Source organism: Agromyces mediolanus (genome assembly GCF_014648575.1).
Lineage (GTDB): Bacteria > Actinomycetota > Actinomycetes > Actinomycetales > Microbacteriaceae > Agromyces > Agromyces mediolanus.
Window position 1 is genome coordinate 880,891 of record NZ_BMRJ01000001.1, and the last position, 17,849, is coordinate 898,739.

21 protein-coding genes are annotated in these 17,849 nt (G+C 72.0%); 17 read left to right on the forward strand and 4 right to left on the reverse strand.

What is annotated here, in order from left to right; translation table 11 throughout:
• The first annotated feature begins 27 nt into the window (after positions 1 to 27).
• The 11 genes from IEY71_RS04130 (at position 28) to IEY71_RS04180 (ending at position 8,673) form a co-directional block, all read left to right on the forward strand.
• The gene (locus IEY71_RS04130; protein WP_189084002.1) at positions 28 to 318 is read left to right on the forward strand and encodes a hypothetical protein; all 291 of its coding nucleotides are present in this window, start codon (positions 28 to 30) and stop codon (positions 316 to 318) included.
• A gap of 206 nt (positions 319 to 524) precedes the next feature.
• A complete protein-coding gene (locus IEY71_RS04135) occupies positions 525 to 1,118 on the forward strand; it encodes a hypothetical protein (protein WP_189084003.1) in 594 nt (197 codons plus the stop codon).
• The gene (locus IEY71_RS04140; protein WP_189084004.1) at positions 1,115 to 1,507 is read left to right on the forward strand and encodes a hypothetical protein; all 393 of its coding nucleotides are present in this window, start codon (positions 1,115 to 1,117) and stop codon (positions 1,505 to 1,507) included. Before IEY71_RS04135 ends, IEY71_RS04140 begins: the two co-directional genes overlap by 4 nt.
• 198 nt (positions 1,508 to 1,705) lie before the next feature.
• On the forward strand, positions 1,706 to 2,608 hold the full coding sequence (locus IEY71_RS04145) for an ABC transporter permease (protein WP_229781517.1): 903 nt from the start codon (positions 1,706 to 1,708) through the stop codon (positions 2,606 to 2,608).
• A 2-nt stretch (positions 2,609 to 2,610) separates the two neighbouring features.
• The gene (locus IEY71_RS04150; protein ID WP_189084005.1) at positions 2,611 to 3,393 is read left to right on the forward strand and encodes an ABC transporter permease; all 783 of its coding nucleotides are present in this window, start codon (positions 2,611 to 2,613) and stop codon (positions 3,391 to 3,393) included.
• Positions 3,394 to 3,498: 105 nt separating this feature from the next.
• Positions 3,499 to 4,557: an ABC transporter substrate-binding protein gene (locus tag IEY71_RS04155; RefSeq protein ID WP_189084006.1), complete on the forward strand. Its 1,059-nt coding sequence runs from the start codon at positions 3,499 to 3,501 to the stop codon at positions 4,555 to 4,557.
• Between the two features lie 43 nt (positions 4,558 to 4,600).
• Positions 4,601 to 5,728, forward strand: coding sequence for an ABC transporter ATP-binding protein (locus tag IEY71_RS04160; protein ID WP_189084007.1), 1,128 nt, complete (start codon positions 4,601 to 4,603; stop codon positions 5,726 to 5,728).
• A 50-nt stretch (positions 5,729 to 5,778) separates the two neighbouring features.
• Complete coding sequence (locus IEY71_RS04165) at positions 5,779 to 6,579, forward strand: carbon-nitrogen hydrolase family protein (protein ID WP_189084008.1); 801 nt, start codon at positions 5,779 to 5,781, stop codon at positions 6,577 to 6,579.
• Between the two features lie 46 nt (positions 6,580 to 6,625).
• Positions 6,626 to 7,312 carry an RraA family protein gene (locus IEY71_RS04170; RefSeq protein WP_189084009.1) on the forward strand — a complete coding sequence of 229 codons (687 nt, stop codon included), beginning with the start codon at positions 6,626 to 6,628 and terminating at the stop codon, positions 7,310 to 7,312.
• An 85-nt stretch (positions 7,313 to 7,397) separates the two neighbouring features.
• Positions 7,398 to 8,138: a 3-keto-5-aminohexanoate cleavage protein gene (locus IEY71_RS04175; protein ID WP_189084010.1), complete on the forward strand. Its 741-nt coding sequence runs from the start codon at positions 7,398 to 7,400 to the stop codon at positions 8,136 to 8,138.
• Between the two features lie 58 nt (positions 8,139 to 8,196).
• Entirely contained in the window at positions 8,197 to 8,673 is a 477-nt protein-coding gene (locus IEY71_RS04180) for an Lrp/AsnC family transcriptional regulator (protein WP_189084011.1), read from the forward strand.
• A 27-nt stretch (positions 8,674 to 8,700) separates the two neighbouring features.
• Here IEY71_RS04180 and IEY71_RS04185 read toward each other — a convergent pair whose 3' ends face one another.
• Positions 8,701 to 9,207, reverse strand: coding sequence for an Lrp/AsnC family transcriptional regulator (locus tag IEY71_RS04185; protein WP_229781518.1), 507 nt, complete (start codon positions 9,205 to 9,207; stop codon positions 8,701 to 8,703).
• A 151-nt stretch (positions 9,208 to 9,358) separates the two neighbouring features.
• On the opposite strand from IEY71_RS04185, the gene IEY71_RS04190 reads away from it, so the two are divergent.
• The gene (locus tag IEY71_RS04190; RefSeq protein WP_189084012.1) at positions 9,359 to 9,967 is read left to right on the forward strand and encodes a DUF2165 domain-containing protein; all 609 of its coding nucleotides are present in this window, start codon (positions 9,359 to 9,361) and stop codon (positions 9,965 to 9,967) included.
• 43 nt (positions 9,968 to 10,010) lie between these two features.
• Here the strand turns inward: IEY71_RS04190 and purB are convergent, their stop codons facing one another.
• A complete protein-coding gene (gene purB / locus IEY71_RS04195) occupies positions 10,011 to 11,390 on the reverse strand; it encodes an adenylosuccinate lyase (protein WP_189084013.1) in 1,380 nt (459 codons plus the stop codon).
• Positions 11,387 to 11,914, reverse strand: a complete 528-nt coding sequence (locus IEY71_RS04200; protein WP_189084014.1) for a low molecular weight protein-tyrosine-phosphatase — start codon at positions 11,912 to 11,914, stop codon at positions 11,387 to 11,389. The genes purB and IEY71_RS04200 overlap by 4 nt, the downstream gene beginning before the upstream one ends.
• A 124-nt stretch (positions 11,915 to 12,038) precedes the next feature.
• On the opposite strand from IEY71_RS04200, the gene IEY71_RS04205 reads away from it, so the two are divergent.
• From IEY71_RS04205 to IEY71_RS04215, 3 genes are all read left to right on the forward strand, one after another.
• Positions 12,039 to 12,926 (forward strand): aminoglycoside phosphotransferase family protein, encoded by an 888-nt coding sequence (locus tag IEY71_RS04205; protein WP_189084015.1) that lies wholly within the window; start codon positions 12,039 to 12,041, stop codon positions 12,924 to 12,926.
• Between the two features lie 102 nt (positions 12,927 to 13,028).
• Positions 13,029 to 13,442, forward strand: coding sequence for a hypothetical protein (locus IEY71_RS04210; RefSeq protein ID WP_189084016.1), 414 nt, complete (start codon positions 13,029 to 13,031; stop codon positions 13,440 to 13,442).
• Positions 13,439 to 14,938 carry a hypothetical protein gene (locus IEY71_RS04215; RefSeq protein WP_189084017.1) on the forward strand — a complete coding sequence of 500 codons (1,500 nt, stop codon included), beginning with the start codon at positions 13,439 to 13,441 and terminating at the stop codon, positions 14,936 to 14,938. Before IEY71_RS04210 ends, IEY71_RS04215 begins: the two co-directional genes overlap by 4 nt.
• Here IEY71_RS04215 and IEY71_RS04220 read toward each other — a convergent pair.
• Positions 14,913 to 15,296 (reverse strand): phage holin family protein, encoded by a 384-nt coding sequence (locus IEY71_RS04220; RefSeq protein ID WP_189084018.1) that lies wholly within the window; start codon positions 15,294 to 15,296, stop codon positions 14,913 to 14,915. The genes IEY71_RS04215 and IEY71_RS04220 overlap by 26 nt on opposite strands.
• Positions 15,297 to 15,434: 138 nt before the next feature.
• Between IEY71_RS04220 and IEY71_RS04225 the strand changes: the two genes are divergently transcribed.
• Complete coding sequence (locus IEY71_RS04225) at positions 15,435 to 16,538, forward strand: histidinol-phosphate transaminase (protein WP_268243553.1); 1,104 nt, start codon at positions 15,435 to 15,437, stop codon at positions 16,536 to 16,538.
• Between the two features lie 37 nt (positions 16,539 to 16,575).
• The gene (locus IEY71_RS04230) at positions 16,576 to 17,709 is read left to right on the forward strand and encodes a thiamine pyrophosphate-dependent dehydrogenase E1 component subunit alpha (protein ID WP_189084020.1); all 1,134 of its coding nucleotides are present in this window, start codon (positions 16,576 to 16,578) and stop codon (positions 17,707 to 17,709) included.
• The last annotated feature ends 140 nt before the right edge of the window (positions 17,710 to 17,849 follow it).

Below are 17,849 nucleotides of genomic sequence, written 5' to 3' on the forward strand. Positions count from 1 at the left end.
GCCGATCGGCTCGACAAGGAGGATCTCTTGGGAGAAGCGCGTTCGGAACAGTCGCCCGCTCGGCTCGGCGGCCCGCTCACCCTCGCGGTGCTCGGGGGCGCCGTCGTTGCGTTCCTCCTCGCCGTTCTGTTCTCTCCGCTGTGGATGCTGCTCGTCGCGGCACTCGCGCTCGCCAACATCGGCGCGCAGATCTTCGGCATCAGCACCAGGGGCCCTCGCGGGTATCGCTTCGCGCTGATTGTCGTCAATCTGGTGCTGTTCTGCATCGCTCTGCTGTGGCTCCTCAACGAGTCGCTCGGGAACCCTTCGCCGAGCTGACTGGCTGATCGCGGCCCCGCCCAGAACCTTCGCTTGGGCCTCGCGTTAGTGAAGGTTATGCCGCTAACGTTCACTTCACCGAGCGCATGGGCGCATCGTCGCGCGCAGGCCCCGCCGCGTACGCCGAATCCCCAGTTCGACGGCGCGTAGGATAGATGCGTACCCCGGCAGCGACGGGGCACCCATCGACAGCGAAAGAGGTCGCCGTGACCGCCGCATCCGCGCGCGCCCAGGACTGGGCGGTGCCCGTCGTCCGCGGTGCGCTCGCCCTCGCCGCCACGGCGGCCATCACCTTCTCGCAGGACCACTCCCCCGCCATGGGCCTGCTCGTCTTCGGCATCTGGGCCGTCGTCGCGGGGGTCGTCGTCGGCGCCCTGAGCCTGCGCTTCGTCGCCGACCGCCCCACCCGGACGGTCACGCTCGTCTCGGCGATCGTCACCGCCGTCGCGGGTCTCCTCGCGCTCACCCTTCCCGCCGGGCTGCCCTTCTTCCTCACCCTCGTGAGCGCCTGGGCGGCGATCACCGGGTTCCTGGAGCTCTACCTGGGCCTGCGCGGCCGCGGCAAGGATGCCGGTGCGCGCGACCGCCTCGCGGCGGGCGTCTTCACCGCGGTGCTCGCGGTGCTCTTCGTGCTGCTGCCGCCCGACTCGGTGACCGCGGTCGGCTTCTTCGGCGCCTACCTCGCGATCCTCGGCGTCTCCCTCGTGATCGGCGGCCTGTCGCAGAAGTGGGCCGCGGCTCCCGGCCGCGGCGAGACGCCGGCGGCCGGCGCCGCCACCCCCGGAACGGAGCAGTCGTGACCCAGCAGAACCCGGGCCAGTCGCCCCGTGAGCCGTATCAGCCGAGCCGTCGCGAGCTGCTGCGCCCGGCCGAGTACGTCGGCGGCGCCGCGATCGCCGCGATCTTCGTCGGCGTGGTCGTGCTCGTCGCCACGCGCGACTGGATGCTGACCCTGATCGGCACTGGCGGCGTCTTCATCGTCGTGCTGATGGTGCTCGCGCTGCTGCAGATGGCGCTGAAGCCCGACGCGTTCGAGCAGGCCGAGCTCGCGCAGTCCACCGGCCACGGCGCCGGGCCGGCAACCCCCGGCGCCCCGGCTCCCGGTGCGGGCGACGCCCCCGCCGGCGGCGACGCCCCCGCGGGCGGCTCCGCGTCGGGCGACGACGAGCCCACGCCCCCCGCGAACTAGACGACCCGCGTCCGATCGGGCCGGTCTCCGCGCTGCGGTGGCCGGCCCGTTCTCGTCGGCGGCCGGGCGGCCCATCGCGGACTCCGTCAGGATTGCCGCCGACTTCCACGGATTCCGCGCCGCCGGGCCGAGCGCAGGCACAGCTCGGCGGCTCATGATGGTGAACACCCCATCACCGGCGAGCTGCGAAGGAGCAACGTGACCGCGACCACACGGGCGATCCATCTGGGTCGTCAGGAGAAGCCGAAGCGCGGCTCGCTTCTGCTGCTCATCCCCGGGATCGCCTCGGTGGTGCTCCTCGGCGTCCTGCCGCTGTTCATCGTGGCGCGCAACAGCTTCGCCGTCGCCGACGACTACGGCGGCATCACTGACGGCCTCACGTTCGAGAACTACGCCAAGCTGCTCGACCCCGTGTACTCCAAGACGTTGCTCTTCTCGCTCGGCCTCGGCCTGCTGAACACCGTCGTCTGCCTCGTCATCGGCTACCTGACCTCGTACTACATCGTGTCGCGGCCGACGAACCGGCAGGGCTTCCTGCTGCTGCTCGTCATCATCCCCTTCTGGACCGACTTCCTCGTGCGCACCTTCGCGTGGATCACGATCCTCGGCTCCGGCGGCCCCATCGCCGGCATCCTGGGCATCTTCGGCATCGCCGGCTTCTCGGTGATCCCGAGCAACCTCGCGGTCGTCCTCGGCCTGCTCTACTCCTTCCTGCCGACGGCGATCTTCCCGATCTACGCGTCGATGCGCTCGATCGATCCCTCGCTGAAGGAGGCCGCCACCGATCTCGGCGCGAGCTGGTGGGGCGTGCACCGCCGGGTCATCCTGCCGCTGTCGAGCCCCGGCATCCTCGGCGCCGCGCTGCTGACCTTCATCCCCACGATGGGCGTCTTCGTCATCCCCGTCCTGCTCGGCGGCGGCAAGGACCCCCTCGTCGGCAATCTCATCGTGACCCTCTACACCGAGTTCCGGAACCAGCCCATGGGCGCGGCGGTCTCGATGGTGCTGCTCGTGCTGATGCTCGCCTCGATGGCGCTCGTCGGGCTCGCGCTGAAGCGCTCCTCGACGAAGCGCGCCACGACGAAGAAGACGGAGGCCTGAGCATGGACCGGATCGTGAACGGCATCGCCCGCGGCGTCTTCGTCTTCCTCTACATCCCGATCGTCGCGGTGATCGTCTACTCCTTCAACGCCGCGGGCACGAACACCCGCTTCGACGGGCTCACCCTGCAGTGGTACGTCGAGCTGTTCCAGGATGCCTCGCTGATGCAGACGCTGCGCACGAGCGCCCTCGTGGCGGTCATCACGGCGACGGTCGCGACGATCATCGGCATCATGTTCGCCCTCGGGCTCGCCAGGTACCGCGGACGCGGCCGAGGTGCGCTGATGGCCCTCATCGCCCTGCCGCTGATCGTGCCCGAGATCGTGCTCGGCGTCGCGCTGCTCAGCGTGTTCAGCACGACGAAGGTGCCGCTCGGCATCCTGACCCTCGTGCTCGGCCACCTCATCGTCTCGCTGCCGCTCGCCACGCTCGTGCTGATGAGCTCCGCCGCGATGCTCGACCCGAGCCTGCCCGAGGCCGCTACCGACCTCGGCTGCACGCCGTGGCAGACCTTCACCCGCGTCTACTTCCCGCTCCTGCGACCCGCCGTGGTCGCCGCCTGGCTGCTGAGCTTCACGACCTCGTTCAGCAACATCGTGATGTCGACCTTCTTGAGCGGCGTGGGCTCCACGACGCTGCCGCTGAAGATCTACTCCAGCCTGAAGACCGGCCTCACGCCGAGCATCAACGCCCTCGGCGCGCTGCTCATCCTGCTCACGCTCGTCATCGTGCTCCTCGTCGGCGTCAGCCAGATGCGGCGCATCCTCGTCGAGTCCCGCACCTGACCGGCGCCCGCCGGCCACGAACCGCACCACCAGCACCACCGCAGCACGCACCACCAGCACCACGCAGTCCCCGCAGCACCATCCCCCATCGAAAGGACCCACGTCATGAAGAAGCTGATCGTCGCCAGCGTCGGCGTCGTCGCCGCCCTGGCGCTCTCCTCCTGCAGCGGCACCGGCGGCGACGCCGGCCCCTCGACCGAGCTCAACGTCTACGCCTGGGCCGACGAGATCCCCCAGACCGTGTTCGACGCCTTCACCGAGGAGACGGGCATCGCCGTCAACGTCGACAACTTCGACAGCAACGAGACGATGATCTCGAAGCTCGCCGCCGGCAACTCCGGCTACGACATCGTCGAGCCGAGCCAGTACGCCGTGCAGCAGCTCGTCGGCCAGGAACTGCTCGAGCCGCTCGACAAGTCGAAGATCGAGGGCATCGACAACCTCGCGCCGAAGTTCGCCGACCCGAGCTACGACCCCGGCCTGCAGTACTCCGTGCCGTGGGTGTGGGGCACGACCGGCCTGCTCTACAACGCCGCGTGCACCGGCGGCGAGGAGATCACGAGCTGGACCTCCCTCTTCGACCCGAAGTGGAAGGGCAAGATCAACATGCTCGACAACATGCTCGCCGCGTACATCGCGGGCCTGCAGGTGAACGGCTACGGCGCCGACAGCACGGACGAGGCCGAGATCGCGAAGGCGACCGAGTCCCTCATCGAGCAGAAGCCGCTGCTCTCCGGCTACAACTCCACGAACTACGGCGAGCTCGTCGCGAGCGGCGACGTCTGCATCTCGGAGGCGTGGGGCGGCACCAGCACGGCGAAGATCGTCGAGCAGAACCCCGACGTGCACTACGTGCTCCCCGAGGAGGGCGGCAGCCTCTGGGTCGACGGCCTCTCGATCGCGAAGGGCGCCCCGCACCAGGACGCGGCCTACGAGTTCATCAACTTCCTGCTCCGTCCCGAGATCGCCGCGATGGCGACGAACGACGGCGGCCTCGCGAGCGCGAACGCCGCGGCGCAGGAGCACGTCACCGACCAGGGCCTGCTCAGCAACGCGGCGGTCTACGCCTCGGACGAGCAGGTCGCGAACGCGGACTTCATCGTCGACCCGGGCAAGGCCATGCGCTTCTACCAGGACGGCTGGACCCGCGTGAAGGCCTCCTGACCCGGGCCCGACCCCTGTCCGCCACGAACAGCAGATCGAGATCATGACGACGCAGACCACCTCAGCCGCGGCCGACACCACCGCGCCGACGACGGCCCCGGCCGTCGAGATCCAGGGGCTCTCGAAGGAGTTCGCCGGGCACCTCGCGGTGCACCCGCTCGACCTCGAGATCCGGGAGAACGAGTTCTTCTCCATCCTCGGACCGTCCGGATGCGGCAAGACGACGCTGATGCGGATGATCACCGGCTTCGAGACGCCGAGCTCGGGCCGGGTGCGGCTCGGCGGTGTCGACGTCACCGACGTGCCGACGCGGAACCGTGATCTCAACATGCTGTTCCAGAGCTACGCGCTGTTCCCGCACCTCACCGTGTTCGAGAACGTCGCGTTCGAACTCCGGGTGCGGCGGGTCGCCAAAGCAGAGGCGAACCGCCGCACCACGGAGGCGCTCGAGCTCGTGAAGCTCGGTCACCTCGGCGACCGCAAGCCCGACCAGCTGTCGGGCGGGCAGCGCCAGCGCGTCGCCCTCGCCCGCGCCGTGGTGTCGGGACCGAAGGTCGTGCTCCTCGACGAGCCGCTCGGCGCGCTCGACCAGCAGCTCCGCAAGGAGATGCAGTACGAGCTGAAGCGCATGCAGCGCGAGGTCGGCATCACGTTCATCTACGTGACGCACGACCAGGAGGAAGCGCTCACGATGTCCGACCGCATCGCGGTCATGTCGGAGGGCGTCGTGCAGCAGGTCGCCGGGCCGGAGGACATCTACAACCGACCCGAGACCCGCTTCGTCGCCGGCTTCATCGGCAGCTGCAACCTGCTCGACGTCCAGGCGCCGGCCGGCGCCGAGGGCGAGGAGGTCGCCGTCGAAGTGCCGGGCGTCGGCGCGCTGCGCGGGGTGCTCGGCGAGACCGTGCCGACGCCGCGGGCGGGCACGCTGCTGCTCCGCCCGGAGCGCATCGAGGTGCGCCGCGCGGGTGAGGGCGACGGCGTCGTCGGCGTCGCGGAGACGCTCACCTTCCTCGGCGAGGAGTGGCATCTGCACCTCCGCGTCGGGGAGCACCTGCTGCGGGCATCCGTCTCCAGTCTCGTCAAGGAGCGCGACCTGCCCGGCCTCGCCGCCGGCGACCGGCTCAGCCTCAGCTGGCGGCCGCAGGACGCCCGCATCGTCGTGCGCTGACGAACGCCCCCGCCCCACCCATCGACCCTTCACACGAGAGGAGCCGCGCGATGCGAGTCGCCGTCGCCCAGACCTCCCCCGGCATCGACGCCGAGGAGAACTTCGCCACCATCCGCCGCTTCACGGCCGAAGCCGCCGAGCGCGGCGCCCGCCTCGTCGTCTTCCCCGAGGAGGCGATGCTCCTCGCCGAGGACGAGCTGAAGCCCCGCTTCGACGAGATCCTCCCGGCCGTCTGGCCGCGCTTCGAGGCGCTCGTCGCCGAGCTCGCCCGCGAGCACGGCATCGCCGTCATCGCGGCCGGCTACGAGCCGAACCCCGGCGGCCGGCCCTTCAACACGATGATCGCGGTGGATGCCTCGGGCGCCGAGCTCGCGAGGTACCACAAGCTGCACACCTACGACGCCTTCGCCTACCAGGAGTCGGCGTACGTCACCCGCGGCGCCGAGCTGCCGCCCGTGATCGAGATCGACGGCGTGCGCATCGGCCTCGCCAACTGCTACGACGTGCGCTTCCCCGAGCTGTTCCGCAGCCTCGCCGACCGGGGCGTCGACGTCATCGCGCTCTCGGCGGCCTGGGTCTCCGGCAAGGGCAAGGAGGAGCACTGGTCGGTGCTCACTCAGGCCCGCGCGATCGAGAACGTCAGCTGGCTGCTCGCCTCGGCGACCGTCGGCCCCGACTCGGCCGGCCTGAGCCGGGTCATCGACCCGCTCGGCGTCGTCGTCGCCGGGCTCAACGCCCACGACGAGGGCCTCGTCGTCGCCGAGCTCGACCTCGAGCGCTCGGAGCGGGCGCGCGCCATGCTGCCCGCGCTCGACAATCGGCGCATCGAGCTCGCGTACACCCTCGCCTGAGCCGCCTCCCGCCTCACCTCGCCTGACCCCACCCAGAAAGAGGACCATGTTCTTCCACACCGGGACCGCCCCCGCCTCCCTCCCCCAGCCGCTCCGCGAGAAGCTCGAGCGGCTGAGCTTCCCCACCCTCGGCCACTACCTCGAGGAGGGCTTCGTCGACCCCGAGGTGCGCCGCATCGTCGCGGCCGGCGGCCGGATCATCGGCACCGCCTTCACCGTGCGCACCACCGCCAGCGACTCGACCGCCCTGCACCACGCCGCGGGCCTCATCGGTGCCGGCCAGGTGCTCGTGCTCGACACCGGCGGCGACCGCCGCCACGCGCCGCTCGGCGAGGTCGTCGCCGCCCAGCTCGTCGCCCGCGGCGCCGCCGGCGCGGTGGTCGACGGCGTCGTGACCGACGTCGACGAGATCACCGAGCTGGGGCTCACCGTGCACGCCCGCGGCACGAGCATGCTCACCACGAAGCTGCACGGCATCGACGCGGGCGGCGTGAACGTCCCCGTCACCTGCGGCGGCGTGGTCGTCCACCCCGGCGACGTCGTGCTCGCCGACGCGAACGGCGTGCTCGTCGTGCCCGTCGAGGTGCTCGAGCGCCTCGTCGACCTCGCGCTCGAGGACGACGCCGAGGAGCCCGACCTCATCGCCGACCTCCGCCGGGGCGAGCCGCTCGGCTCGCTCACGGGCGCCAGCGACACCGTCGCCGAGCTCCTGGCGCGCACCACGCCCCAGTAGCGCGGCGCTCCCACTCGCGGTCGGCGGCCTTCGGCTCCGTCGGCCGTGCTCCGCCATGCCGAGAAACACCTAGGAAAGGCATCCCATGCTGCTCAAAGCCGCCATCAACGGCGGCCGCCCGGTCACCGAGCACCCGGCGGTCCCCCGCTCCACCGAGGAGATCGTCGCCGCCAGCGTCGCCGCGATCGCGGCGGGCGCGGACGTCGTGCACGCCCACGTCATCGACGAGGACGGCGAGCAGACGATCCGTCCCGAGGCGATCGGGGCATGGGTGCGCGCGATGCGCGCGGCCGACCCCGCGGTCGTGATCGGCACGACGACGGGGCTCTGGACGGTCGCCTCGCACGCCGAGCGGATGGCCCACCTCGCCGCCTGGCCGGCGGACGCCCTGCCCGACTTCGCCTCGGTCGCCTTCTGCGAGGAGGGCGCCGCCGAGGCCGCCCTGCTCGTGCTCGAGCGCGGCATGGTGCTCGAGTCGGCGGTGTGGTCGATGGACGACGTGCCGGCGCTGCTCGCCTCGCCGACGCTGCACCGGAACGTCCGCGTGCTGATCGAGCCGGAGACCGAGGATGCCGAGGCCGCCGTGGCCCAGTGCCGCGAGATCGCCGCGGTGCTGCGGGAGGCCGGCGTCACGGCGCCGATCCTCTACCACGGCTACGACGAGACCGTCTGGCCCGTCGTCGAGGCGGCGATCGCCGACGGCTGCGAGACCCGCATCGGCTTCGAGGACGGCGTGCTGCTCGCCGACGGCACCACGCCCGCCGACAACGCGGAGCTCGTGCGCGCCGTGCGCGCGCTCGAGCGCGCGACGCTGTCCCGCGTCTGAGTCGACCCGGCCGGCCTCCCGCCCCGCGATACCCTCGTGGGAGGGAGGCCGGTGCCGCATGATCGACGACCTCGACCGCAAGCTGATCGAGTTGCTCGCCCGTGACGGGCGACGCACCTTCGCGGCGCTCGCCGACGACCTCGGCGTCTCGCAATCGACGGTGCGCACGCGCCTCGCGAAGCTCGAGGAGGACGACGTCATCATGATCGTCGCCCTCTGCAACGCGCTGCTGCTCGGCCACCAGGTCGTGCGCCTGCTGCTGCGGGTGCGCAACCTCACGCCGCTCGCCGTCGCCGACGGGCTCGTCGGCATCAGCCAGATCAACCACGTCGCCCTCGTCGCCGGATCGCACGACCTCTACCTCGAGGCGACGTGCCGAGATCAGCCGCAGCTCATCGACCTGCTCGATGAGATCCGCCGGCACCCGGGCGTCGCCGCCATCCAGCCGATCATCGTCACCTCGCTCGCGAAGGACTACAGCTGGGGCGGCCTGCGCGGCACCGCGGGGCAGAGCATCAGCGACCCCGACGGCTGAGCCGCGCGCCGGCGAGTGCGCGCCGACTCAGTCGCCGAGCTGGGCGAGCGGCGAGGGCTCGCGGAAGCCCTGCCAGAGGTAGGTGTCCTTGCGCACCTCGAGCACCGTCAGGGTCTCGAGGTCGGAGATGCCGCGGATGCGGCGCAGGTCCTGCAGCACGATCTTGCCGAGGGCCTGGGCGTCGGGCGCGACCACGTCGAGGATGATGTCGTAGTAGCCGAGCGTGCACGCCACGTACTTGATCTGCGGGTGGTCGGCGAGCTGCTCGGCGACGCGCGCGACGGGCACCTCCGCGACGCGGATGCCGACGTGCGCGGCGATGCCGCCGATCTTCGTCTCGTCGTACATCCCGGCGACGTAGATCACGCCGAGCGAGACGAGCCGGTTGTAGCGCTGGCGGATGGTCGGCTCGGAGAAGCCGATCCGACGCCCGATCTCGGCGAACGAGCGGCGTCCGTCGACCCGGAGCTGATCGATGATCTCCCGGTCGACGTCGTCGAGGATGGGGTCCCTCGGGTGACGCGCGGCTTCCACGAAGTCAGCGTAGTCCCTGTGCGGCGGCCCGGCACCGCGCGGACGGCACCCGCCCCAGCCGCGGCCGGGCGGGTCGCTCCACCGACGGTCGCGCGCCCCGCGGTACGGTTCGATCGGATCGACGAGGATCCAGTTCGAGTGAGGAGACGCCGTGTCCGACCACCGTTCCGCCCCCGCCGCCGAGCTCGGCGCACCCGACGAACCGACGCGCGGCTGGCTCCGCCTCGGCACGCTGCCGGTCGTCGCGGCCGTGCTCGTCGGGCTCAACGGGCTCTACATCCTGCTGGTCGCGTTCGGGAACATCACCGACTTCGGCACCAATCAGGCCTTCGTACAGCACGTGCTCGCGATGGACACCACGAACTTCGGCGCCCCCGCCGGCGAGGACCTCGATCCCGACGTGATGTGGCGGGCGATCACCGATCCGGTGCTGCAGAACCTCGGCTACCTCGGCGTCATCGTCTGGGAGTCGGCGACGGCGATCGTGCTGATCGCCGCGGTCGTGTTCTGGATCCGCGAGCGCCACCGCGGCTACCGCGTCGCCCGGGCGCTCTCGACGATCGGTCTGCTGATGCTCCTCGTCCTGTTCATGGGCGGGTTCATCACGATCGGCGGCGAGTGGTTCCAGATGTGGAAGTCGACCTCGTGGAACGGCCTCGACCCGGCGTTCCGGAACTCGGTGCTCGCGCTCATCGCGCTCGTCGTCATCCACCTGCCGAGCGCCCACTGGCGGGCGGCGGAGGTTCGGGCGCGCGCCTAGCGGCGCGCCCCGCCCCGAGGCGCCGGCCGCCCGGCCCCGCGCCCTACAGCCGGTCGACGAGCTCGTCGGCGAGGCCGGTGTACGAGGCCGGGGTGAGCGCGAGCAGACGCTGCTTCGCGGCATCCCCGATCTCGAGGCCCTCGACGAACGCCGCGAGCTCGACCGCACCGACCCGCTTGCCGCGGGTGAGCTCCTTGAGCAGCGCGTACGGGTCGCTGATCGTCGACCGCCCCGCCACGACCTCGCCGCGGATGACGGTCTGGATCGCCTCGCCGAGCACCTCCCAGTTGCCGTCGAGGTCGGCGAGCAGCAGCTCCCGGTCGAGGTCGATCTCGGTGAGCCCGCGCTGGATGTTGTCGAGCGCGAGCAGCGAGTGCCCGAAGCCGACGCCGATGTTGCGCTGCGCGCTCGAGTCGGTGAGGTCCCGCTGCAGCCGCGAGGTGACGAGCGTCGCCGCGAGGGAGTCGAGCACGGCGCTCGAGAGCTCGAGGTTCGCCTCGGCGTTCTCGAAGCGGATCGGGTTGACCTTGTGCGGCATCGTCGAGGAGCCGGTGGCGCCGGCCGCCGGGATCTGCCGGAAGTAGCCGAGCGAGATGTACGTCCAGATGTCGGTCGCGAGGTTGTGCAGCACCCGGTTCGCGTGCGAGACCTTGCCGTAGAGCTCGGCCTGCCAGTCGTGCGACTCGATCTGCGTGGTCAGCGGGTTCCAGTCGAGCCCGAGCGAGGTGACGAACTCGCGCGACACCTCGGGCCACGAGGCATCCGGCAGCGCCACGACGTGCGCCGAGAAGGTGCCCGTCGCGCCCGAGAACTTGCCCAGGTACTCGGTCGCCTCGATCTGCTTCGCGATGCGCTCGAGCCGGTGCGCGAAGACCGCCAGCTCCTTGCCCATCGTCGAGGGGGTGGCCGGCTGGCCGTGCGTGCGGGAGAGCATCGAGGCATCCCGGTGCTCGCGCGCGAGCTCGGCGATCGCCGCGACGACCGCGCGGTACTTCGGCAGCCAGACCTGCTGCACCGCATCGCGCACGGTGATCGCGTAGGAGAGGTTGTTGATGTCCTCGCTCGTGCAGGCGAAGTGGGTGAGCTCGGCGATCGCGTCGAGGCCGAGGTCGGAGAGACGGCGGCGTACGTAGTACTCGACGGCCTTGACGTCGTGACGGGTGGTCGCCTCGAGCGAGCCGAGCTCGTCGATGTCGGGCTGACCGAAGTCGGCGACGACCTGGCGCAGCGCCTGCTTCTGGTGCTCGCTGAGCGGGGAGGTGCCGAAGAAGCCGCGGTCGGTCTGGGCGATCAGCCACTCGATCTCGACGTGGACGCGGGCCCGGTTGAGGCCCGCTTCTGACAGGTGCTCGCCGAGGTCTCCGACGGCGGCGCGGTAGCGTCCATCGAGCGGGCTGAGCGGCTGGGGAGGCAGCGAAGTCATCGGATTCCTTGTCTGAGAGCCGGCGCGAGTTGCCGGAAGAGCGCCGTGGTCGACCGCTCTATCATCTCAAGCACGCGATCGAACATCGCATCGTCGGAGTAGTAGGGGTCGGGCACGTCGACGATGCCGGTCGGTTCCGGCTCGAACTCGAGCAGCAGCCGCACCTTGTCGAGCTCGCCGGAGTGGTGCGCCCAGTTGCGCAGGATCCGCGCCTGGCCGCGGTCGAACGCCACCACGAGGTCGAGCTCACGGAACCACTCCGGCTCGAACTGGCGCGCCCGGTGTCGGGAGCCGTCGTATCCGGCGCGCTCGAGGGCGGCGATCGTGCGGTGGTCGGCGCGCTCGCCCACGTGCCAGTCGCCGGTGCCGGCTGAGTCGACGCGCAGCGCACGTTCGAGGCCGGCCTGGGCGGCGAGGTCGCGCAGCACGACCTCCGCCATCGGCGACCGGCAGATGTTGCCGGTGCACACGAACGAGACCCGGAAGGGCTGCGCGGGCAGGCCGACTGGCTCCGCTCGCGTCATGGCTCCATTCTGCTGGAATCGGTCGGCAGGGAACAGGGGGCATTCGCGGCCACGCCCGCCGGCGGCCGCGGCGCTACGCTGGGTCGGCGTCGCCGGCACCCCGACCGGCGGGCAGGACCGGGGGATGATGGACGCGCCCACCGCCGAGATCGAGATCGACGAGGCGCTCGCCGCGCGGCTCGTCGCCGAGCAGCACCCGGATCTCGCCGCGCCGGTGCGGCTCGTGGCGAACGGCTGGGACAACGCGATGCTGCGGCTCGGCGACGACCACCTGATCCGGATGCCTCGCCGCCTCCTCGCCGCCCGGCTCGTCGAGCACGAGCTGCGCTGGCTGCCCGAGCTCGCCCGGCACTCCCCCGTCGCGCTTCCGGTGCCCGTGCGGGCCGGGGCGCCGAGCGCCGCCTACCCCTTCGTGTGGAGCATCGGCCCCTGGTTCGACGGCGTCGCGGGCGTGGAGCTCGAGCCGGCCGCGCGGCGGGAGGCCGCACCCGCACTGGCGGCGTTCGTCGCCTCCCTCCAGCGCGAGGCGCCGGCGGATGCCCCGGCGAATCCCTACCGCGGCGTCCCCCTCGTCGAGCGCGACCCGGTGGTCGGGCCGCGGATCGCCTCCGGCGTGCTCGACGGGGTCGCCGACCGGGCCGCGCTCGAGCGCGTCTGGCGGGCGGCCCTCGCCGCCCCCCGGTGGGCGGGATCGCCCGTCTGGCTGCACGGCGACCTGCATCCGGGGAACCTGCTGCTCGAGCGCGCCGGCGGCCCCCTCGCCGCCGTGCTCGACTTCGGCGACGTGACCGCGGGCGATCCCGCGACCGACCTCGCCGCCGCGTGGCTCTGCTTCGACGCGGTCGGGCGGGAGCGCTTCCGCGCGGGGCTGCCCGCGTTCTCCGACGCCGACTGGGTGCGGGCGCGCGGCTGGGCGCTCGCCGTCGGCTCGGCCATCGTCGAGACGGTGGGCGTCACCGGCGCCATGGGGCGGCTCGGGGCGCTCGCACTCGCCGAACTCGTCTCCGGCTGAGCCCGTCGGGCACTCGTCCTCCCCAGCTGCGCGGCGACTCGGCTCCTCCCCCGATCGCGCCTCGCACGGCGGACGGATGCCTCGGCCCGGCAGGCTCGAGAGATGCCACCTGCCCCGACCTTCGCTCCCGCACCCGCCGACCAGCTCGCGCCAGAGCTCCTCGGCCTCGACCAGCGCATCGAGGCGGTGCGCGCCACCGCCGCCCAGACCCGGGCGCTGCTCGACGAGCTTCCGGCCCTCCAGCACTCGCTCCCGCTGGTCGGGTGCGCGAGCTGGCGATCGGCTGCCGCCGAGCACTACGAGGCGCGCCTCGAAGAGCTCGTCTCCCGGGTCGGCCTCGCCCGCTCGGCGCTCGAACAGGCCGAGCTCGAGCTGAACGCCACACTGATCCGGCTGGAGCGGGAGCGAGACGAGGCCCTGGCTCAGCTCGTGGCCGCGCCGGGGTCCGGCTCCGGGCCGGGCCCGGGCCCAGCCCCCGGCGCACTCGGTGGACCGACCGCGTGGGGGTGGCGATGAGCGGCGAGCTGATCGTCTCGGGCGGGGGCGGCACCGCGGTCGCCGTCGACGAGCTCTTCGCCGAGGCGGCTCGGCTCGCGGTGGCCGAAGCCGGCTGCTCCCGGCTCGCCGAGCTCGCGTCGGGGCTGCTCGCCACGATCGGTCGCGCCGGCGGTGGAGCCGGGCGTGCCGAGCACGAGCTCGCCCTCGCGACCCACCAGTTCGGGCAGGCCGCCGAGCTCGCCGCGTCGCTCGGGCGCAATCTCGACGAAGCCGCCCAGCGCTACGGCGACGTGGAGCAGTGGCTCGGCGCGCTGGGCGAGGTCGCGGGTCAGTTCGCCGCGTGGACGCTCGGCGCCTCGGCCCGGTTCCTGGCGTGGCCGCTGCTGGCCGCGGCCGGCGGGGCCTTCCTCGGCGACCGCCTCCTCGAGGCCTTCGGGGTGCCCCGTGAGGGCGCGCTCCCGCTCCTTCGACAGTTCCTCGTGCAGGCGGGGGCCGGCGAGGCGCTCGGGGTCGCGCTCGATTCGAGCGACGAGCTGCTCGCCGGCGCGATCGGGGTCCCGCTCCCCACCGCGCTGGCGCTCGGGCGCCACGTCGACGCGCCCGACTCCGCCAACGCGATCGTGCTCGGGGCGTCCCTCCTCGGCGGGCTCGGCGTCGGGCTCCTGGCCGAAGGCCCGGTCGGGGTGCGTCGAGTCCCCGAGCCGTGGGGTGCTCCCGGCGGCGCGCGAGGTGGTGCGACGCCCGCGGCCGCCTCGCTGGTGCCACCGCCGGTGGGGGTGGCCGGACTCGCGGCGCGCGTGCCCGCCCCGCGCGAGGGGGCGCCGCAGATCCGCATCGAGCAGTACCCCGTGCCCGAGGGTGGGAGTGGCCGCGATGGTGGAGTGCGGCGCTGGGTGGTCTACGTCTCCGGCACGGTCGACTCCTCCGTCGTCCCCGGGCCGCAACCCTTCGACATGACGAGCAACGTGCACACCGTGGCCGGGCGAGGGGGCGAGCTCGTGCCCGAACGGGTGCCGGCCGGGGCCGGTGAGCGCGCCGTTCGGCTGGCGCTCGCCGAGGCCGGGGTGCAGCCCGGCGACGAGCTCATCGGCATCGGCTACTCGGGCGGCGGGGCGATCGTCGCCGATCTGATGGGCGATCCCGAGCTCGGATTCACGGCCGGTGCGAACCTCGGCGGGCCGGCGCGGGTCGACCCGGCGGCACCGCTGCTGAACCTCGAGCACCACGACGATCTGGTGCCGGGCTCGGGCGGAGCCGACCGGCCGCTCGGGCCGCTGCTCGTGCGGCGCGAGGTGGCGACGCCGCCCGAGCACCCGGGCCCGATCCTCACGGCGCACGAACTCGAGGCCTATCGGCGCACGGCGGAGCTCGTGGATGCCTCGGCAGACCCGCGGCTCGCGGAGTTCAGCGCGCTCGTCACCGACTTCACGGCCGGGCGCGAGGGCGAGGCGTCCTTCTGGCTCGCGGAGCGCGAGCCAGAAGAAGCCGTCAGTCCTTCGACGGGCGCACGATGAGCCCGATGAGCCAGCTGATCAGGCCGAGCACGAGCGCGCCGAGCACGCCCCACCAGAAGCCGTCGACTTCGAGGCCGAAGCCGATGAGCCCGCTGATCCAGTCCACGAGCAGCAGCAGCAGTCCGTTGACGATGAACGAGATGAGGCCCAGCGTGATCACATAGATCGGGAAGGCCACCACTCTGATGAACCCGCCGATGATGGCATTGACGACGCCGAAGATCGCGGCCACCAGCAGGTAGGTGAGGATCGTGGCGAGTTGCGTGTCCTCGTAGGGCACGACCGAGACGCCCGCCACGATGAACGTGGTCAGCCAGAGCGCGAGCGCGACGACGATGGTTTTGACGATGAAGCGCATACCGCCACTCTCCCAGAGGTGAGGGCGTCTGCGAAGGGGGCTGGCCCCCGAATGTCCGATCCGGTAAGCAAATTGCTGCGCGACGGGGGCGCGGAGCCGAACCGCTCACGGAATATGCAACGGAGTACGGTGGAACGCGTGACCGCAACGGAGTCGACCGCAACGGAGTCTGCCAGCACCGGGGTGCGCCTGCGCCCCGAGATCGCGGCCCTGCCGCCGTACCGCCAGGGGCGCCCCGCGCCCGCCGACGGGTTCAAGCTCTCGAGCAACGAGAACCCCTTCGATCCCCTGCCCTCGGTGCAGCAGGCGGTCGCCGAGACCGCCGGCACGATCAACCGCTACCCCGACGCGACCGCGCTGGCCCTGCGAGAGGTGCTGGCCGCCCGCTTCGGGGTCTCCGCCGACGAGGTCATCATCGGCGCGGGCTCGGTGGCGCTCATCGCCCAGTTCGTCCTCGCCGCCGCAGGACCCGGCGACGAGGTCGTCTACTCCTGGCGCTCCTTCGAGGCCTACCCGGGGCTCGTCACGATCGCCGGCGCCACGAGCGTCGCCGTTCCCAACCGCCCCGACCACGGGCACGACCTCGACGCCATCGCCGACGCCGTGACCGAGCGCACCCGCGTCGTCATCGTCTGCACGCCGAACAACCCGACCGGGGTCACGATCACCCGGGCCGAGCTCGACGCGTTCCTCGCCCGCATCCCCGCCGACCGGCTCGTGCTGCTCGACGAGGCCTACGTCGAGTTCGTGCGCGACGCCGACGCCGTCGACGGCCGCGAGCTCATCGGCCGATATCCGAACCTCGTCGTGCTGCGCACCTTCTCCAAGGCCTACGGCCTCGCCGGGCTGCGCGTCGGCTACGCGATCGGCCCGGTCGGCATCCTCGACGCCGCGCGCGCGACCGCCATCCCGCTGGGCGTCACCGCGGCCGCGAGCGCCGCCGCGATCGCCTCCCTCGAGCCGGCCGCCGAGGCCGAGCTGCGCGAGCGCGTCGAGGTCATCGCCGAGCGACGCGACCGAGTGCGCGCCGCGCTGCTCGCCCAGGGCTGGCCGATCCCGGTCAGTCAGGCGAACTTCGTCTGGCTCCCGGTGGGAGAACGCACGAGCGAGATCGCCGAGCGCCTCTTCGACGCGGGACTCGTGACCCGGGCCTTCCCGCCGGAGGGCATCCGCGTCTCGATCGGCGAAGAGGAGTCTGTCGACATCCTCCTCCGGATTCTGAATGAGCTTGTCGAGGGTTGACAAGAACCCCGTCGAAACGAACGGATAGCGTGGAACAGTGGTAGCCCGCGAACGAGACTTCACCGTACCGACGGTCCAGCTGCTGACCCCCGAGGGCCAGCTGCGACCGAGCGCCGAGGCCGAGCCGTATCTGCACCTCGTCGAGGCGCTCGACGACGCGACGCTCGAGCAGTTCTACCGCGACATGGTGACCTCGCGCCGCCTCGACGTCGCCGGCGCGAACCTCCAGCGGCAGGGCCAGCTCGCGCTCTGGGTGCCGAGCCACGGCCAGGAGGCCGCGCAGGTGGGCTCGGCGCGCGCGAGCCGCCCGCAGGACCACCTCTTCCCCTCCTACCGCGAGCACATCGTCGGCATCATCCGCGGGCTCGACCCCGTCGCGATCCTCTCGCTGCTCCGCGGTGCGACGCTCGGCGGCTGGGACCCCGCGCAGAACGGCAACTTCCACCTCTACACGCTCGTGCTCGCCTCGCAGACGCTGCACGCGACCGGCTACGCGATGGGCATCCAGTTCGACGGCGCGAGCGGCACCGGCGACCCCGAGACCGACGCCGCCGTGCTCGTCTACTACGGCGACGGCTCCACCTCGCAGGGCGACGCCAGCGAGGCGCTCGTGTTCGCGGCCAGCTACCGCACGCCAGAGGTGTTCTTCGTGCAGAACAACCAGTGGGCGATCTCGGTGCCCGTCTCGCGTCAGTCACCGAGCCCGCTCGCCCTCCGCGGCACCGGCTTCGGCATGCCGAGCGTGCAGATCGACGGCAACGACGTGCTCGCGAGCTACGCGGTCACGCGGCAGTCCCTCGAGGAGGCGCGCGCCGGCGAGGGGCCGAGCTTCATCGAGGCCGTCACGTACCGCATGGGCGCGCACACCACGGCCGACGACCCCACGAAGTACCGCACGCAAGACGAAGTCGACCTCTGGACGACCCGCGACCCGATCACGCGCTACCGCGCCTGGCTCGAGGGCCGCGGCGCGAGCGCGGCGTTCTTCGACGATGTCGACGCCGAGGCGCAGGACTTCGCCGCCGACGTGCGCCGCCGCGCGCTCGAGCTGCCCTCCCCCACGCGCGAGACGATCTTCGAGCACGTCTACCACGAGCCGCACCCGCTCATGGCCGAGCAGTACGCCTGGCTCGACCGCTTCGAGCGCTCGCTCGACGGGAGCGACGCATGAGCCTCGCCGGCGACGCCATCCGACGCCTCGACGAGCCCGGCACGGCCGAGGCGCAGCACCAGGAGGTCTCCGTGACGAACCACTCGACGGCCGAGGCATCCGCCCGGCCCGCGCAGCAGGATGCCGAGCCCGCCGTGCGC

What these genes read in the sequence shown, in the direction of transcription:
- IEY71_RS04170 (WP_189084009.1), top strand. Translation starts at nt 6,626, where the DNA reads ATGTTCTTCCACACCGGGACCGCCCCCGCCTCCCTCCCCCAGCCGCTC.
- IEY71_RS04215 (WP_189084017.1), top strand. Translation starts at nt 13,439, where the DNA reads ATGAGCGGCGAGCTGATCGTCTCGGGCGGGGGCGGCACCGCGGTCGCC.
- IEY71_RS04210 (WP_189084016.1), top strand. Translation starts at nt 13,029, where the DNA reads ATGCCACCTGCCCCGACCTTCGCTCCCGCACCCGCCGACCAGCTCGCG.
- IEY71_RS04155 (WP_189084006.1), top strand. Translation starts at nt 3,499, where the DNA reads ATGAAGAAGCTGATCGTCGCCAGCGTCGGCGTCGTCGCCGCCCTGGCG.
- purB (WP_189084013.1), bottom strand. Translation starts at nt 11,390, where the DNA reads ATGACTTCGCTGCCTCCCCAGCCGCTCAGCCCGCTCGATGGACGCTAC.
- IEY71_RS04180 (WP_189084011.1), top strand. Translation starts at nt 8,197, where the DNA reads ATGATCGACGACCTCGACCGCAAGCTGATCGAGTTGCTCGCCCGTGAC.
- IEY71_RS04200 (WP_189084014.1), bottom strand. Translation starts at nt 11,914, where the DNA reads ATGACGCGAGCGGAGCCAGTCGGCCTGCCCGCGCAGCCCTTCCGGGTC.
- IEY71_RS04205 (WP_189084015.1), top strand. Translation starts at nt 12,039, where the DNA reads ATGATGGACGCGCCCACCGCCGAGATCGAGATCGACGAGGCGCTCGCC.
- IEY71_RS04160 (WP_189084007.1), top strand. Translation starts at nt 4,601, where the DNA reads ATGACGACGCAGACCACCTCAGCCGCGGCCGACACCACCGCGCCGACG.
- IEY71_RS04220 (WP_189084018.1), bottom strand. Translation starts at nt 15,296, where the DNA reads ATGCGCTTCATCGTCAAAACCATCGTCGTCGCGCTCGCGCTCTGGCTG.
- IEY71_RS04175 (WP_189084010.1), top strand. Translation starts at nt 7,398, where the DNA reads ATGCTGCTCAAAGCCGCCATCAACGGCGGCCGCCCGGTCACCGAGCAC.
- IEY71_RS04165 (WP_189084008.1), top strand. Translation starts at nt 5,779, where the DNA reads ATGCGAGTCGCCGTCGCCCAGACCTCCCCCGGCATCGACGCCGAGGAG.
- IEY71_RS04150 (WP_189084005.1), top strand. Translation starts at nt 2,611, where the DNA reads ATGGACCGGATCGTGAACGGCATCGCCCGCGGCGTCTTCGTCTTCCTC.